We start from the raw sequence: 15,853 nt of genomic DNA, 5'->3' as shown, positions 1-15,853 counted from the left end.
GCTAAAAGCTCCATCGGCCATCTTCTGTTCCGATACCATCTGGACAGGATTTCACCCGAACGCCGTCGCCTCGAAACGCACCGGCTCGCCGATCGCCTGGTTGGCGAGCGTGTCTTCCCACATGACGCGATTGCCCCGGATGATCGTGCCGGTGGCCTTGCCGGTCAGCCTGTCCCCCTCAAACGGCGACCAGGCGCAGCGCGAGGCGAGCCATTCGCTGCCCACGGTCCAGCGCTTCTTCAGGTCGACAATAGTGAAGTCGGCGTCATAGCCGAGCGCGATGCGCCCCTTCCCCACCAGCCCGAACACGCGCTGCGGCCCGGATGAGGTGAGTTCGATGAAGCGGCGCAGGGTCAGGCGGCCTTGTGCGACATGATTAAGCAGCAGCGGCACCAACGTCTGAACGCCCGGCATACCGCTGGGGCTGGCGGGATAGACTTTCGCTTTTTCCTCGATGGTATGGGGGGCGTGATCGCTGCCCAGCACGTCGGGCACGCCCTGGTTCAGCCAGCGCCACAGGCCGTCGCGATGCGCTGCGCTGCGGATCGGCGGGTTCATCTGGGCATAGGTGCCAAGGCGCGGATAGGCGTCCTCCGCCGCCATCGTCAGATGCTGGGGCGTCACCTCACAGGTGGCGATATCCTTGTGCTGGGCGATATATTCCAGCTCGGTCGGAGTCGTGACATGAAGGATGTGGATGCGCCGTCCTGCCTTGCGCGCGAGTGCGATGATCCGCTTCGTCGCGATCATCGCGCTTTCATCGTCGCGCCAGACCGGGTGCGAGGATGGATCGCCCTCGACCCGAAAATCCTTGCGCGCATTCATTCGCGTTTCGTCCTCGGCATGGATGGCGACGCGGCGGGTGCCGCTGGCCAGCACGCGGGACAGGGCGTTGTCGTCGTCGACCAGCAAGCTGCCGGTGGAGGCGCCCATAAAGATCTTCACCCCCGCCGTGCCGGGCGTCCGTTCCAGTTCGGCAAGCTGCTCCGCATTGTCAGCCGTCGCGCCGACATAGAAGGCATGGTCGCACCACATGCGATGATGGGCGCGAGCCAGTTTGTCGGCGATCCGCTCGGCGCTGTCGGTATTGGGATTGGTATTGGGCATCTCAAAGACAGCAGTGACGCCGCCCAGCACCGCAGCGCGGCTGCCCGATTCCAAGTCTTCCTTATATTCCAGCCCCGGCTCGCGAAAATGGACCTGGCTGTCGATCACGCCGGGCAGGACATCCAGGCCGGTGCAGTCGATCACCTCGCCCGCATCGCCCAGATTTGTACCGATGGCGACGATCTTGCCGCCTCGCACGCCGACATTCACCGATTCGCTGCCGCCGGGGGTGTGGACGGTGCCGTTCTTGAGGATCAGGTCGAATGTCTGGGGCATGATGTCTCGCCGCTTGGATATGGTGTCGCACTGTCCTACCTAAAGGCGATGACCGGCACCACCCTTCGCGATCGCGCGATCCTTCGTATTTCGGGCGAGGATGCCCGTTCCTTCCTTCAAGGCCTCATCACGCGCGATGTCCTGACGCTGGCCCAGGGCGCGCCGCGCTGGTCGGGGTTGCTGACGGCGCAGGGCAAGGCGCTGTTCGATTTCATCCTGTGGGGTGATGGCGACGATGTGCTGATCGACTGCGAAGCGACGCAGGCCGATGCGCTGGCGAAGCGACTCGCGCTCTACCGCCTCAGGCGCAAGGTAGTGATCGCCCGTGAGGATGCGCTAGCCGTCCATTGGGCCGCCGAGGCCGGGGACAAGCCGCTGGACCCCCGTTTACCTGCGCTGGGGCATCGCTGGATCGCGCCTGCGGACGATGGCGATGCATCGGCGGCGTTTCGCGCGCACCGGCTGGCGCTAGGGGTGTTCGAGGGGGTCGAGGAACTGGGGCAGGACCAGACGCTGTGGCTGGAGAGCAACGCGGAGGAACTGCATGGCGTCGATTATGACAAGGGCTGCTATGTCGGGCAGGAGAATACCGCGCGGATGCACTATCGCGCCAAGGTGAACCGGCGGCTGGTCGCGGTGCCCCTGAGCGAGGCGCAGGAGAAGCGACAGCGAGCGGCCCTGCCCGACATGGGGCTGTCGATCGAATTGCGACGCGTCGAGGATCTGGACCCGGCTGCCCTGCCCTCCTGGCTGGCGGACGCGATTGTCGGGACGGTCGACGAATGAAGCGACTGATCGGGGCAGCGCTGGCCGCGCTTCTCGTCACCGTACCTGCCTTTGCCGACACACCGTGGACGCTGGTAAAAACTTATCCGCACGACGCGATGGCCTTCACCGAAGGCCTCTTCTTCCATGACGGCGCGCTCTATGAAAGCACGGGACTGGAGGGCCAGTCCGACATTCGCAAGGTCCGGCTGAAGGACGGAAAGGTCGAGCAGCGGCGCACGCTCGACTCCTCTTATTTCGGCGAAGGGATCGTCAACTGGAAGGACCGGATCGTCAGCCTGACCTGGCGGCATCGCAAGGGTTTTATCTGGTCCCTCGCGGATTTCGCCCCCGTCGGTGACTTTCGCTATGAGGGGGAAGGCTGGGGCCTGACGCAGGATGGTCGACACATCATCATGAGTAATGGCACACCGCAAATCCGCTTCCTGGACCCGGAAACGCTGACCGAGACACGCCGCATCACCGTCACCTGGAACGGCCGCGCCGTCGACCGGATCAACGAGCTGGAATGGGTGAAAGGCGAGATATTCGCCAATATCTGGTACGATACGAAGATCGCCCGGATCGATCCCCGATCAGGCGGCGTGATCGACTGGATCGACATCGCGCCGTTGCTGAAGGCCAGCGGGGCCAAGGACAGCGAGGCCGTCGCCAACGGCATCGCCTATGATGCAGCGAAGGACCGACTGTTCGTAACGGGGAAAAACTGGCCCAAACTGTTCGAGATCAAGCTGAAACAGTAAAGCATCGTGCGCCGCCTGATGAGGAAAGCGCGAGGCGGAAGTGATGCTAATGACTTGCAACAACCGATATCCTTGGCTAGCGGGCGGCAGGTCATTGGGGAAAATCATGTACGTCCGCTCGTCTATCCTGCTCGCCACCACGGCTCTTGCCGTTGCCAATGTGCCGGTACTGGCGCAACTGGAGCCGACAGCCGGGGAGGCGGACGGGATAATCGTCACCGCCGCACGGACAATCCTGCCAGCCAATGCCCTGCCACTGACGATCGACGTCATCGACCAGGAGACGCTAAACCAGCAGGTCGCGATCGGCGGATCGATCGTCGATGCCGTGTCGGCGCTCACGCCTTCCTTCTCGCCCACGAGGCAGAAGCTATCCGGCGCGGGCGAGACGCTCCGGGGACGATCCCCACTCTATGCGATCAACGGTATCCCGCAGACCGCCGCGCTGCGCGATGGCGCCCGCGACGGTTTCACCATCGACCCCTTCTTCATCGATCGGGTCGAACTGATCTACGGTTCCAATGCATTGCAGGGGATCGGCGGCACCGGCGGCATCGTCAATCAGGTAACGGTCGCGCCGGCCCAGAGCGATGGCCTGTCGGGCCGGCTATTGGTGCAGGGCAATAGCGACACCGGGTTCCGCAGCGACGGAATGGGCGGTAAGGTCGCTGGCCTGATCGCCTGGAAGGCAGGGCCTTGGGACGCGATGGTGGGCGGAGCCTATGAAAAGCGCGGCGCCTTCTACGATGGCCATGGCGATCGCGTCGGCACCGATTTGACCCAGGGCGAGACGCAGGATAGCCGCAGTTGGTCGCTGTTCGGTCGCTTCGGCTACGCATTGAGCGATACCGCCCGGCTGGACCTCACCATGAGCCGCTTTCAACTGAAGGGCGAAGGCGACTATGTCGCGGCCAATGGCGATTATCGCATCGACCGGCCGACGACCTCGGTGCATGGTACGCCCCCCGGCGTTCCCGCGACCAACCGCACCGAAAGCGCGGCGCTGACGCTGACCGACAACAATTTTTGGGGCGGCAATTTCATCGCCCAGATCTTCTTCAACCGGTCACGCGACACCTATGGCGGCGAGATCGCGCCGATCGTCAGCTTTCAGGACCCCACCATTGCGCCGGTCGGCACGCTGTTCGACCAGTCGCAGAATCGCAGTCGCAAATATGGCGGCAAAATCAGCTATGAACGGGCCATGCCGGGCCTCGAAGCGCTCACCGCCGCGATCGGCTTCGACGCGCTCTATGACCTTACCGAACAGCGGCTGATCGCCACTGGCCGGACCTGGGTGCCGCCGACGGACTATCGCAGCCTGGCGCCATTCGCCCAGTTCAACCTGGCGCTGTTCGACAAGAAGCTGCGGTTCGCGGGCGGCGTGCGCTATGAGGATGTCCGCATCCATATCGACGACTATCATAGTCTATGGACCTATGGCGGCGGCTTCGACGTGGCTGGCGGCACGCCGACCTTCAACGCCACCTTGTTCAACGGCGGCGTCATCCTGGAACCGTGGGCGGGCATCCGCGCCTATGCCAGCTATGCGGAAGGCTATACCGTGCCCGATGTCGGCCGCATCGCGCGCGCCGTGGGACAGGCGGGCATCGACATTGACGATTATGCCAACATCAGCCCGATCGTCTCCAACAACCGCGAAGTCGGAGTCGAGGTCAAGCGGGGACCGTTCGACGCCAGTGCCGCCTATTTCTGGTCGACCAGCAAGAAGGGGTCGCTGCTGGTCCAGACCGCGATCGGCGCGCCGTTCGAGGTGCAGCGCCAACGCGTGGAAATCCAGGGGCTGGAACTCAACCTGTCGGCCAAAACGCCCGTGCCGGGGCTGACTCTATCCACGGGCTTCGCCCATCTGATCGGTCGCACGGACGGGTCGGATAACGACATCGACAAGGTGGACCGCGACCTCGATGGCGCGAACATCTCGCCCGATCGTCTGAACGTCGCCGCTACCTATGCGCAGGGGCCGCTGTCGGCGCGCGTCCAGACACAATTTTTCCTGTCGCGCCAGTATGAACGGACGCCGGGCGCCTATCCGCCACTCTATCGCTTCGACGGCTATGACGTGACCGACCTGTCGCTGCGCTATCAGACGGGCTTCGGCGCGATCACGCTGGCGGCGCAAAACATCTTCGACACCTTCTATATCGACTATTACAGCCAGACGGTGCGCCCCAACGACAATGCCCATTATTTCGCCGGGCGCGGACGTAATTTCACCTTGTCATGGGACTATCGTTTCTAGTGAAACTGCTCGATAGCCTGCACCGCTGGACCGGCGGCCTGATCGGGCTATTGCTGGCGATATTGGGCCTGACAGGCGCAGTGCTGGTGCATAAAAATGCCTGGACGCTGGCGCCGCACTCCAATGACCCGCGGGTAGAGGATGTACGCCAACTCGCGGCCACGACACAGCGCCTGATGGCCGATCCTGCGACGCGGCCCCAGACGATCACATACGCCTCGGACGATTTCGGACTGCTGCGTCTGGCGTTTCAGAATGGCAAGGGCGCCTATGCAGACCAGAGCGGCACGCTGGTGACGCAATGGAACAGCCAGTGGGAACGGCCGGAAATCTGGCTGTTCGACCTGCATCATCATCTCTTCTCGGGTGATGCGGGAGAGACGGTGATCGGTATCGCCGCCCTGTGCGGCCTGTTTTTCGTCGTGACCGGATTCCTATTGTGGTGGCGCACCCGCAAGACCTTCGAATGGCGGCTGCTCCCTGCGCGCATGAGCCGACCGGCGGTCGTCCGGCATCACCGCGACCTGGGCGTGGTGATCGCGCCGCTGCTGCTTCTGTCACTGGTGACGGGCGCTGTGCTGGTGTTTCGACCGATGGCGGCGCTGCTGTTCGGTCCCGGCGCTCCCGCGCAGATAGATCGTGCGCTCGCTGCGCCGCCGCCCCGCGACGCCAGACTGGCCGAACGGCTGGATTGGGAACAGATGATCCTGACCGCGCATGCGCGCTTTCCCGATGCCGAATTGCGCAGCCTCAGCCTGCCGCGCAAGGATAACGGGATCATCACCGTCAGGATGCGGCGACCGCAGGAGTGGCTGCCCAATGGCCGGACCACCTTGTGGTTCGCGGCGGACAGCGGCGTGCTGTTGGCGGCGCGTGACGCGGATCGGCTGCCGATGGCGGTAAAGGGCTATAATCTCCTTTACCCACTCCATGCAGCAAAGGTGGGCGGCCTGCCATTTAAACTGATCATGACCATTTCCGGCCTGGCCATGGCGCTGCTCGGAACGCTGGCAGTCTGGACCTTCTGGTTCAAGCGACCCAGACGAGCGGCCCGGCAGTCGCCAACGCCGAATGCCGTCCCCAGCCGTCGACAGGCTCGTTGAACGCCAGCGTTCGAATGAAGGAGATGGCCTTCAGGGTTGGTCCTGTTGCCGCATCGGCCAGCCGCCCTTTCGGACCTAAGCGCTTGCAACAAGCTGCTGTTCACCCCTGCGTTCTGGCGCGCTCTCCAGCAGCCATTCGATCCGGTTACGCCCCTTGCGTTTTGCGCGATACAGGGCTTCGTCCAACTGCCTGAAGATGTTCGGAACATCCCGGCGTGCGCGCTCCACATGACAGGCGCCGATACTGACAGTCGCTCGAACAGGGACGCCATCCCAATGGACGGTCTGCGCCGCAAACGCCTCGCGCAGCCGGTCGGCAACCCCTTCTGCGCCTTTCTGACTGGAGACTTCGGCTACAAGTGCGAATTCCTCTCCGCCCAGTCGCCCGATGAGATCGCCTTCCCGGCAACAGGCGCGAGCGGTCGCCGCGAAAGCCTGTAATACTGCATCCCCCGCAAGATGGCCATGACGGTCATTGATCGACTTGAAAAGGTCGATGTCGAGCCAAAGGATGACGAAGCTTTTGCCGGGGCGCGGCGGCATGCTCAGCCGGTCACGCATACGCTGCTCGAAGGCGCGGCGGTTGAGGAGTCCGGTCAATCCATCATGGTCTGCAGCTTCGCGCAGTTGGTCCAACAAATCATCGCGAACCGCCATCGCGCTGCTGATGGTCAGGGGTGCCAGAACCAGAAACGCGACGGCAATACGGACCGACACAACCATCTGCGGGATCGCCATGTCCTGACCAATGTCGATGACGCCAAGGCCCAGCATCGTCAGCCATCCCGTGCCCAGGATCATCGTCAACAGGGCCGTCATCTGGATGGGGTAGATCAGTGCACAAAGCAGCAGGCCCGGTAGTGGGAAAATGATGCTGCCTGGGCCATCGAAGAAGACGGCCGCGACACAGGAGATCGCAAGGAGAAGCGCGGGGCCGATCGTCCTTCGGTCGCTTCTGGCTGTCGTCCCTTCAACTGTGCGCCTATGCCAGCGCGGCCGCACAGTAAGAATGGCTGGCAGTATGATCAGGTAATTGACGAGTTCGCTGGCGGGCCAGGTCATGAGCGTCTGGATTGCAGAGCCATGAAATTCGATCTTGACCAGCAAGGCACCGCACAATGCGGCGGCAATGCAGGCCGGAAGGAGGCAGGCGAGGATGCGTAGTACGGAATGAACGCGCCGTAGCCCCAGATCACGCCTGTCGAGACCGAGGAGGAGGTGCGTCGCAGTGAACGAACCGACCATGTTGGCGCCGGCAAAAAAGCGGAAAGCGACAGCGTTCGCCCGAAAAGCAGGTCTGCTGCCATATAGCCCAGCAAAGCCCCCAGCCAGCCGGACAAGCAATGCAACCGGCGATCCCGCAGCGCAAGGCCAACCAAAACAGCATTCGCAGGCCAGAACGATACCGAGAAGGCGTGCCGCGAAGCAAGACCGAGCATGCTCGCCGCAAACACCGCAGCGCCTAGAATCAGGAATGCACGCATTCCGTCACCCCGGCGGGTGGCCGCGTCTGCCTGCGGCGATACTGACGGCTGAAGCGATGCAGCACATGGGGCGGCTGAACGGGACATTTCGATCGCTTAGGTCAGGTTGGTAAATATCCAGTAACGCGCCTGCCCGGTCAATCGCGATCCGACCATGTGGGCCGCGCTTGGTGCAATGGAGGAACGCTCGTGTTGACTGGCTCATCGACGAGAATCTTTACCGGGATACTGCCCATGCGGGGAATGCCAGTCACCGGATCGTAGCCGTCATCCGACGCGCTCAGGCGGCCGGTGTTACCGCCCGTCTGCCGCGGTCGATCCGAACCGGGATTGGTGCCAAATCCATGCGACATCGAGATGGTGCCGGGGCGAAGCGCGCCCTCCCCCTTCACGATCGCCTCGATTTCTCCATGCGGCGAGCGCAGACGCACGCAATCCCCGTCGACGAGACCTATGCGGAGGATATCCGCGGGGTTCATATAGGCGGGATTGACGCCGTCGCCGGCCAGCTTCGCGATCTGGCGACCAAAGCTGTTGAGCATATTGTTCATACGCCGGGGTAACAGGCGGAAGGGATATTCCACCTCGATCGCGCGATTATCCTCGCTAAACACGATAGCGAGTTCCTCGATCATCGGCGGCGCGGCCAGTTCCAGCCGGTCATCGTTGCCAGGCTCGCGCGGAAGGACGCGCTGGTCGCTCTCAAAGATGTAGCCGTCAGGATATTGCTTCACACGCTCCAGCGGAATGCGCGAACCTTCGCAGGAGAGTTCGATCAACCGATCGGTACTCGGTTTGGGACCGGAGGGATCGAGCGTGAAGGTCATCGGCGCATGCTCCGCCTGCGGACCATTGCCGTAACGGAGCGACACCGGAATCTGAGTGCCCATGCGCTTGGCGACGCCCCAGAAGAATTCCCAATCCTCAATCACGTCACTGCCCTCGGGCGGATCGACGATGGCGGGTGTGTAAGCACCATAAGGCTCAGGGAAGCCCCGCGTCGTGCCATAATATTTGACGCCCTCGGGCATGTAGGTGGTCATCGGCGTTTCAAGCGTGAGCTTGGGCGCGACGACATAATGGGAAAGCTCGGCGGTCGCGGTCATCTCGGTATCGATGGTAACGAGAAGATCGAGCGCGTTAAGCGCATCGAACGCCTTGTTCTGGTCGGGCCAGGCCATCATCGGATTGCCGCCGGCCACGATCAATGCCTTCACCTGCCCGGGTCCGGGCATCAATATCTCCTCGGACAATGCGGCGGCCGAGAGACTCGGTGAGCGTCGAATGGGTGGCGAAGTTCGGGCCGGTGCCGTAACTCACCCCAGCATTGCTGGCGCCGGCGAAGATGCGCGCGGCCGCTATAATCTGATCAGCCGCAACACCGGCACGTTCGGCGGCATAGGCCGGCGTGTATGGAGCGACCGCCTCCCGCAGCGTCTCCAGCCCCTGCGTATTGGCGGCGACGAAATCGTGATCGTAAAGTTCATCTTCAAGGATCACATGGATCATCGCCGCAAGAATCGTCGGATCCTCACCGGGACGTGGCTGCATGTGGATATGCGCGCGCTTGGCCGTTTCGCTGACGCGGGGACGATCACGATCAGCCTCGCCTCGTTTGCGGTCATGTCCTTTGGCGGTGTTGAAGTGCGGCTGCCCGGCCTGCCACATGCCATGGTGGGCAAGTGCGATCAGGATGCCCGGCTTGTCGATCGAACCGGCGGTGAAGAACATGGGTGAGCCGAGTCCGCGCAGCCACCCGCCCGCGATCGAATTGGCGACGACGAAAGGCACGGTCCCCATGCCGACATAGACGGCGACCGCGCGCGGTCCATGGTCGTCTATGATCGACTGCAGCCTGTCAGAGATTTCGTCCATGGCCGTCTCGGCTCTGCATTTCGCAAAGCCGCCATCCAGGCCGCGCTTCAACGTGTGCAGCAAGCGCTGGGGTCCATAATGTTGTTCAGGCAGCGCGCGACCCTTGGGGCAGGTATAGCCGCCATAGAGCGGAGCGCGAGGGTTGCCGACGATCCTGGTGGCGCGGCCTTCCTCGACCGTCACCTGAATCGGACAGAAGGCGGTACACAGCCGGCAGATGCTGGTGTGCACATCGCCCGCAGCAGCGTCGGTGTTGCTCATGAGAACATCACGACCGAACCCTGCAACCGCTGTTCGGACAGCAAGGCGAAGCGGTCCACCTTCACCTTGACACCGATCGGCATCATCCCCGCTCCCCGATCGCGCGCGAGATCAGCATGCTATGGCCTCGGGTTGCGTGAGGATACGGCGCAGATCCTGCACGGTTCGATAAGCATCGCGAACCGCTTCGCCGATCCGCGCTACCTGCACCGCGTCGCCAATCCGGATGACAGGCACAGTCGCATCGGCGAGATCCCTGGCGAGCGTCGTGTCCGGTACCAGCCCATGCGCGAGCAGGACAGCGGCAGCCGGTTCGATATGATCACCATTATCGTCGCTGAGAACGACATGATCCTCTTCTATCCCACTGAGCCGCATATGATCGACGATGCGGATCGCCTTGTCCTCCTGCAACTGGCGCAAGAGGTGCATGCGATAGAGCGGCTCGGCGTTGCGCGCCAGGAAGCGTCGATCCGAACGCGTCACCAGAAGCACATGATGGCCCTGTTTCGTCAGATGTTGTGCCGTCTCGGTTCCCGTCTCGCCGCCGCCATAGATCATGATCGGCTTTTCTGCAGTCGAGGCGGGCAGGACCACATCGCCAAGCAATATCTTGAACGCCGGATGGAGCGGCAAGCCGCCGGATCCGCCGAGTGCCAGCGGCGCAGGACATGAGCCGGACGCCAGGACGATAACATCCGGCGTCGTGGCAAGAATGGTTTCCGCGTCCGCAGCGGCGCCGCTACGCACGTCGATCCCGCTCCGGCTCATTCTGCGCAGCAGGAATGCGTGATACCAGAACAGCTTGTCCTTGCCGGGCGGCGTGGCGGAGGTGATGAGATTGCCGCCCAACGTCGCCCGTTTTTCGAACAGGGTGACGCCGAAGCCCGCCTGTTCCAGCATCAGGGCCGCCGCCATGCCGCCGGGTCCGGCCCCGACGACGGCTGCGTTTTTTCCTGCGCCGAAGCCATCGATCGGCGGATCCGTTTCATGACCGCAGCGCGGGTTTTCGGCGCAGCTGACGCCGCGGTTGCCGCCCGTCTCCTTGATGCACCAGTTGCAGGAGGTGCAGAGGCGAATGTCGTCGGAGCGGCCCGACCGGGCCTTGTCCGGCCACATCGGATCAGCGAGCAGGGCCCGGCCCAAAGAGATCATGTCGGTATCGCCCGAAGCGATCGCCGCGTTGGCCATTTCCGGCTTGCGGATGACGCCCGCGCAGATCACGGGCTTGCCCGTCGCCTCGCGGATGCGACGCGCCATCGGCAGGCGCCAGCCCTCTGCCACCGACATCGGCTCGACGATTACCTCTACGCTGTCGAGCGAGCCGCAGGAGATATCGATCGCGTCGACCCCGGCATCGCACAGATGGGGAGCGATCTTCTCGCTATCCTCGATCGTGAGGCCGCCCTCAAGAAAATCGGACACCGACATGCGATACAGCAGCGGCTTGTCGCCGATCGCGGCACGCACGGCCTTTATGACTTCGACGGGGAATTTGAGCCGACGCTCGAAATCGCCGCCCCAGTCATCGTCGCGTTCGTTGACCAGCGGCGACAGGAATTGCTGTAGCAGATAGCCGTGCGCGCCGTGCAGCATGACCGCATCATAGCCAACCTGTATCGCCAGCGATGCGGCGGATGCATAGCTCTGAATGATACGGAGAATCTCATGCTCCTCCAGAGCGCGGGGCACCGCGTTCAAATAGAGCGACTTGAGCGGGACCGCCGAGGAGGAGACGGGCTGGCGGCCGATCACCGCCTCCCGCGACTGGCGCCCCGCATGGCTCAACTGGACGCAGGCGCGTGCGCCGGCGGACTGGACCGCGGCTGCCAGCTTGCCATGGCCGGACCGATAGAAAGGGGAATCAAGCCGCAACTGTGGCGCCATCGAACTGAAGCCATCAAGCCCGTCAACACAGGTAAATTCTACGATTACGAGGCCGGTGCCGCCAAGGGCGCGCTCGCGATAATAAGCGATCGCCTCTTTCGAGACCGAGCCGTCCGCATTGCCGAGATGGCTCTCCATCGGCGCCATCGCGATGCGGTTCTTCACCCGCATCCCCCGGATCGTGATCGGATCGAACAGGTGATTAAACGTCATCGCACCTCCTAGGCCATGGCTCTCTCGCCATTTATGCCATGATGACAGCATCGCTCTGAAATGATAATCCTACAAAATACAAACAAACTCTTCGCTGGAAACGAATAATGGACAGGCTTCGCTCGCTCGAAGTATTCGTCGAGATCATCAATCAGGGCAGCATGTCGCGGGCGGCGCAGGCGCTTGGAATGTCACCGACGATGGTGACAACTCATCTGGCGCAGTTGGAAAAACGGTTAGGCAAGCGCCTCCTCGATCGCACGACCCGCCGGATCGATCTGACCCGCGAAGGCGATCGCTTCCTGAACGATGCGCGCCATATTCTCGACGCGTTCCAGGCCGCCGAGGATGTGGCGCGCGACGGCCCCGTTCGGCCGCGTGGACGCGTGCGGGTCGATGCGCCGGCGGCAGTCGGCCTTCGTTACATCGTTCCTGCGGTGCCGCTTTTTTGCGCGACTTATCCGGATGTCGCGCTGGACATCAGTCTGGGCGATCGCGGTGTCGTGTTCAGGCCGGATGGTTTCGATGTACTGCTGCGGATCGGCGAAGAGCATCCCGCCAATGCGGATGTCCGCGTGCTGGGCCACACACGGTTCGTGCATGTCGCCGCGCCATCCTATCTCGCGCTTCACGGCGTGCCCGAGAAGCCGGAGGATCTGGAACAGCATGATTGCATAACATATTCGACGACCGAGCGCGTCGGCGGCCCTCGCTGGAATTTCAACTCTGGAAACAAGATTCAGACTGTGCGTCCGAAATCGAAGCTCAGCTTGAATGACGGCAGCGCAGTGTCGACGCTCGCAGTCTCAGGCCTGGGAATCGCCCGAACGCTGGAAATGCTGGTGGCGAGCGAGATCAAGATGGGTACATTGCGGCCCGTCCTGGAGGGTTGGACCGAAAGCCCCGTCTCGATCTGCGCTTTCGCGGCCAATGACCGGGCCAAGACACCCGCCGTTTCTGCCGTCCTGGACTTTTGTGAATCGATCAGTTGGCCAAACAGATAGATCCCGCATGAACGAACCTCCGGCTAGCGGCGATCCAGTTTGTTCATCACTATGAAATCCTGCTTGAACATCAGAAGGAATAGTTCAGACCGACACCAATCTGCCGCGGTGGCGAGTAAATGACGGCATCCGCGCTGGGATTGATGAACGTGGACCCCAGAACCTTTGCATTGGTGAAGTTGCGCGCAAAGACCGACAGGGTGGCGCCGGTGTCCGCTGGCGAGAAGGCAATGCGTGCGTTACCCGTGAAATAGGCATCCTGTTCGATGCGGCTTTCTAGCGCCATGCGCACCTTGGTCGAGTAGAAGCCGTTCAGCGACAGGGCAAGCCGGCCCGCATCGAAGTCATGATGATAGTCAATCAGCCCGTTCACGGTGAATTTGGGCGCCCGGATCATTCGCTGGCCGCTTACGTCCGTCCTCCCATCCAGCACGCCGTCGAAATCCGGATCGGTCGGCATCTCGACCAGACTTGCATTGGGAAAGGCATCATAGCGAGCATGCAGCCAGGCCGCACCCATGGTCAGGGTCAGGTCGTCCGAAGCGCGGAAGCTCGCATCCGCGTCGATGCCGTAGATTTCAGCGGAACCGGCGTTCTGAAGGGTGCTGACCCCGCCCACGGTGGTCGTCGCCTGAAGGTTAGTATAGTCGTAATGGAAACCCGCCACGTTCACGGCTACGGCCCCCGACTTGAACTTCGCGTCCGAACGGCGAACGGCAGCCTGCTCCCCGACCCTTGAATTCGGATATGATTCACATTGCCCCATTCAAGTAAGGATTTTTTCCATATCTCATTAGAGCTTGCAGCATTCAAAGCGATGATCGCACTGCCTAAAATGTGGCGCCCAGCGCGGCACTCACGAATAGAAGCATGTGCCCCCGCAGGCGACGAACGATCTCGAAAACACCGTTGATCGACTATCGAAACCGTCCAACTGCGGGACTCAGACCACAGGATACTATCCGAATTAGCTCCTATCAATTTATGAATAATAATATAACGATTGGTTCGTATGCAGTTATGATTCCATGGGTCGCTCCGATAAAATTGCACCGCATCCTATATTGGCACTGCCCCCAAAGGTGGCAGCAGTACAGAGGCGATCGTATATGGAGCTATCAGGTTCGACATCGTTGGTGATATCCAACGCATTGACTCGGGAAGGACTGAGCAGGATTCTGTCTGACAGCGGATTCAACATCGCACAATCAATATCAAGCATTGATGAAATAATTGACTGCCATGATCATGATCAACATATAATCATTGTTGATTACACCTGGAATGAAAAATCTATTGATACAGACATTCAAAACATCATCAATAAATTTCCTAAATCGAAACTTGTTATCCTCAGAGATGATTTCGATTTAAATATACTGTTACGCATTTTTTTTGCAGGCGCCCATGGCTATATTATAAAAGACATAGCCCATCAAGCATTCATAGCAAAAATGCACCTCATCCTAATGGATGAAAAAGTAGCTCCTTCAAACCTGATTGATTCCATCAGCACCACCTCACTAAGAATCAGTTCTTTTGAAGATGATGAAATATCCATGGATTTCGGGCTAAATGAACGAGAGAAAGATATTTTACAACGCCTCATCATGGGCCAACCAAATAAATTAATATCCAGAGAGCTTGGGGTAAGCGAGGCGACTGTAAAGGTATCTATTCAGTCTATATTTCGAAAAATGTCCGTCAATAACAGAACTCAGGCAGCCATACTAGCAAATGAGTGTAAAATTATTACAAATAATTCAACTTTTTATAAAAGAAAATCAATATTTACGTTGATTTTAATAGCAACATCTATTTTCAATTCAATTGATACTTATGTTACATTTTCCTGAAACAGATAGTATTTAGCGACTTCCCCAAACTAGGGGTAAGAGCCAAACATACACGGCACAATTTAACCCGCTTCGTTCGCCGGAAACATAGGATCGGGTTGGCGGGCATGGCCCAAGTTACTGAACTGAAATAGAGATTGGGACATCATCCTTTTTTCGGACAGAAAGTGTCATACCCGCTATGACAGATGATAGCGCGTCACGTTTTCATTCCCAACGACTTGCCGCAAAAAATGCCCGTCACCTTCGCGACCTGCGCCTGCGCATCCTCAAGGTCGCTGACCAAATCATCGAAACTGCGCTCAGACCCGCCCCGGCATAGCAGGTGCGGCCGTGCTGCAACTCTCAAGCCCTGCCCTTCAATGCAGAAGCCTCGTTCTTCCGTAATGAACAGCCGCAGCGATCCCTGCTCGGTCTGCTCACGCGGACAGTGCCGCCAAGCACTGGCCACGGCCGGGGGAACATCATGGCGAATAAACCGCCGAATCGATGCCATCAGATTGGATGCGGCTCTAGCATTATCACGCCGCTATTCCTATCCAGATGATTACGTTTAGCCATATGCATCCTGTCGCATCGTTCGCGATGGTAAAATGCTTCAATTGGGCCAGCAATTATCCAGAATCCTCAGAGACTCCCATTTTTATTAGGGTGATTATGCTTCTGTGATCAACGGGGTCACTTTTCAAAATGGGGATGAAGATGAGTAGATATACTCAGGATTCCATTAAGCTAACGGGGCGGGAGCATGAAGTCCTGGGCCTGGTTGCTCTAGGCTTGTCAGCCAAGGAAGCGGCCATCGAACTGGCCATTGCACCTTGCACCGTCGAGCGACACATCGAAAATGTGCGACTCAAGACACGCACACGTAATCGTGCTCACATGATTGCGCATGTTATCCAGCAAGGCCTATTGATATCGGAAATAAAAGATAAAGAAGCTACATCTTTTTCCTGACATTAACTAAGATTTTTTCTCCAGAATTCCAGTTGTGC

General features: G+C 60.2%; 14 protein-coding genes. 7 read left to right on the top strand and 7 right to left on the bottom strand.

The window, feature by feature from the left end; all coding sequences use genetic code 11:
* Positions 1 to 51 precede the first annotated feature (51 nt).
* The gene (locus WFR25_RS07730) at positions 52 to 1,383 is read right to left on the bottom strand and encodes a dihydroorotase (RefSeq protein ID WP_336969921.1); all 1,332 of its coding nucleotides are present in this window, start codon (positions 1,381 to 1,383) and stop codon (positions 52 to 54) included.
* A 48-nt stretch (positions 1,384 to 1,431) separates the two neighbouring features.
* Between WFR25_RS07730 and ygfZ the strand changes: the two genes are divergently transcribed.
* The 4 genes from ygfZ to WFR25_RS07710 all read left to right on the top strand — a co-directional run bounded on the left by ygfZ (position 1,432) and on the right by WFR25_RS07710 (position 6,278).
* Positions 1,432 to 2,169 (top strand): CAF17-like 4Fe-4S cluster assembly/insertion protein YgfZ, encoded by a 738-nt coding sequence (gene ygfZ / locus WFR25_RS07725; RefSeq protein ID WP_336974758.1) that lies wholly within the window; start codon positions 1,432 to 1,434, stop codon positions 2,167 to 2,169.
* On the top strand, positions 2,166 to 2,912 hold the full coding sequence (locus WFR25_RS07720) for a glutaminyl-peptide cyclotransferase (RefSeq protein WP_336969919.1): 747 nt from the start codon (positions 2,166 to 2,168) through the stop codon (positions 2,910 to 2,912). Before ygfZ ends, WFR25_RS07720 begins: the two co-directional genes overlap by 4 nt.
* 106 nt (positions 2,913 to 3,018) lie before the next feature.
* Entirely contained in the window at positions 3,019 to 5,175 is a 2,157-nt protein-coding gene (locus WFR25_RS07715; RefSeq protein ID WP_336969918.1) for a TonB-dependent receptor, read from the top strand.
* The gene (locus WFR25_RS07710) at positions 5,175 to 6,278 is read left to right on the top strand and encodes a PepSY-associated TM helix domain-containing protein (protein WP_336969917.1); all 1,104 of its coding nucleotides are present in this window, start codon (positions 5,175 to 5,177) and stop codon (positions 6,276 to 6,278) included. The genes WFR25_RS07715 and WFR25_RS07710 overlap by 1 nt, the downstream gene beginning before the upstream one ends.
* Positions 6,279 to 6,353: 75 nt before the next feature.
* Here the strand turns inward: WFR25_RS07710 and WFR25_RS07705 are convergent, their stop codons facing one another.
* The 4 genes from WFR25_RS07705 to WFR25_RS07690 form a co-directional block, all read right to left on the bottom strand.
* Positions 6,354 to 7,523, bottom strand: a complete 1,170-nt coding sequence (locus tag WFR25_RS07705) for a GGDEF domain-containing protein (RefSeq protein ID WP_336969915.1) — start codon at positions 7,521 to 7,523, stop codon at positions 6,354 to 6,356.
* 376 nt (positions 7,524 to 7,899) lie between these two features.
* A complete protein-coding gene (locus WFR25_RS07700; protein ID WP_336969914.1) occupies positions 7,900 to 8,997 on the bottom strand; it encodes a molybdopterin dinucleotide binding domain-containing protein in 1,098 nt (365 codons plus the stop codon).
* Positions 8,903 to 9,898, bottom strand: coding sequence for a hypothetical protein (locus tag WFR25_RS07695; RefSeq protein WP_336969912.1), 996 nt, complete (start codon positions 9,896 to 9,898; stop codon positions 8,903 to 8,905). The genes WFR25_RS07700 and WFR25_RS07695 overlap by 95 nt, the downstream gene beginning before the upstream one ends.
* Before the next feature lie 111 nt (positions 9,899 to 10,009).
* Entirely contained in the window at positions 10,010 to 11,998 is a 1,989-nt protein-coding gene (locus WFR25_RS07690) for an oxidoreductase (RefSeq protein ID WP_336969910.1), read from the bottom strand.
* Between the two features lie 107 nt (positions 11,999 to 12,105).
* Here WFR25_RS07690 and WFR25_RS07685 point away from each other — a divergent pair, with 107 nt between their 5' ends.
* Positions 12,106 to 13,002 carry a LysR family transcriptional regulator gene (locus WFR25_RS07685; protein ID WP_336969908.1) on the top strand — a complete coding sequence of 299 codons (897 nt, stop codon included), beginning with the start codon at positions 12,106 to 12,108 and terminating at the stop codon, positions 13,000 to 13,002.
* 70 nt (positions 13,003 to 13,072) lie between these two features.
* On the opposite strand, the gene WFR25_RS07680 is transcribed toward WFR25_RS07685, so the two are convergent.
* Positions 13,073 to 13,768: a TonB-dependent receptor domain-containing protein gene (locus WFR25_RS07680; protein WP_336969906.1), complete on the bottom strand. Its 696-nt coding sequence runs from the start codon at positions 13,766 to 13,768 to the stop codon at positions 13,073 to 13,075.
* A gap of 262 nt (positions 13,769 to 14,030) precedes the next feature.
* Here WFR25_RS07680 and WFR25_RS07675 point away from each other — a divergent pair, with 262 nt between their 5' ends.
* Positions 14,031 to 14,858 carry a response regulator transcription factor gene (locus WFR25_RS07675; RefSeq protein ID WP_336969905.1) on the top strand — a complete coding sequence of 276 codons (828 nt, stop codon included), beginning with the start codon at positions 14,031 to 14,033 and terminating at the stop codon, positions 14,856 to 14,858.
* Between the two features lie 199 nt (positions 14,859 to 15,057).
* Here WFR25_RS07675 and WFR25_RS07670 read toward each other — a convergent pair whose 3' ends face one another.
* Positions 15,058 to 15,354, bottom strand: a complete 297-nt coding sequence (locus tag WFR25_RS07670) for a hypothetical protein (RefSeq protein WP_336969904.1) — start codon at positions 15,352 to 15,354, stop codon at positions 15,058 to 15,060.
* 206 nt (positions 15,355 to 15,560) lie between these two features.
* Between WFR25_RS07670 and WFR25_RS07665 the strand changes: the two genes are divergently transcribed.
* Positions 15,561 to 15,815, top strand: coding sequence for a response regulator transcription factor (locus WFR25_RS07665; RefSeq protein WP_336969902.1), 255 nt, complete (start codon positions 15,561 to 15,563; stop codon positions 15,813 to 15,815).
* The last annotated feature ends 38 nt before the right edge of the window (positions 15,816 to 15,853 follow it).

Source organism: Sphingobium aromaticiconvertens (genome assembly GCF_037154075.1).
GTDB lineage: Bacteria > Pseudomonadota > Alphaproteobacteria > Sphingomonadales > Sphingomonadaceae > Sphingobium > Sphingobium aromaticiconvertens.
The sequence above is the reverse complement of the archived record's forward strand: the minus strand, read 5'-3'. Positions and strand labels throughout refer to the sequence as shown.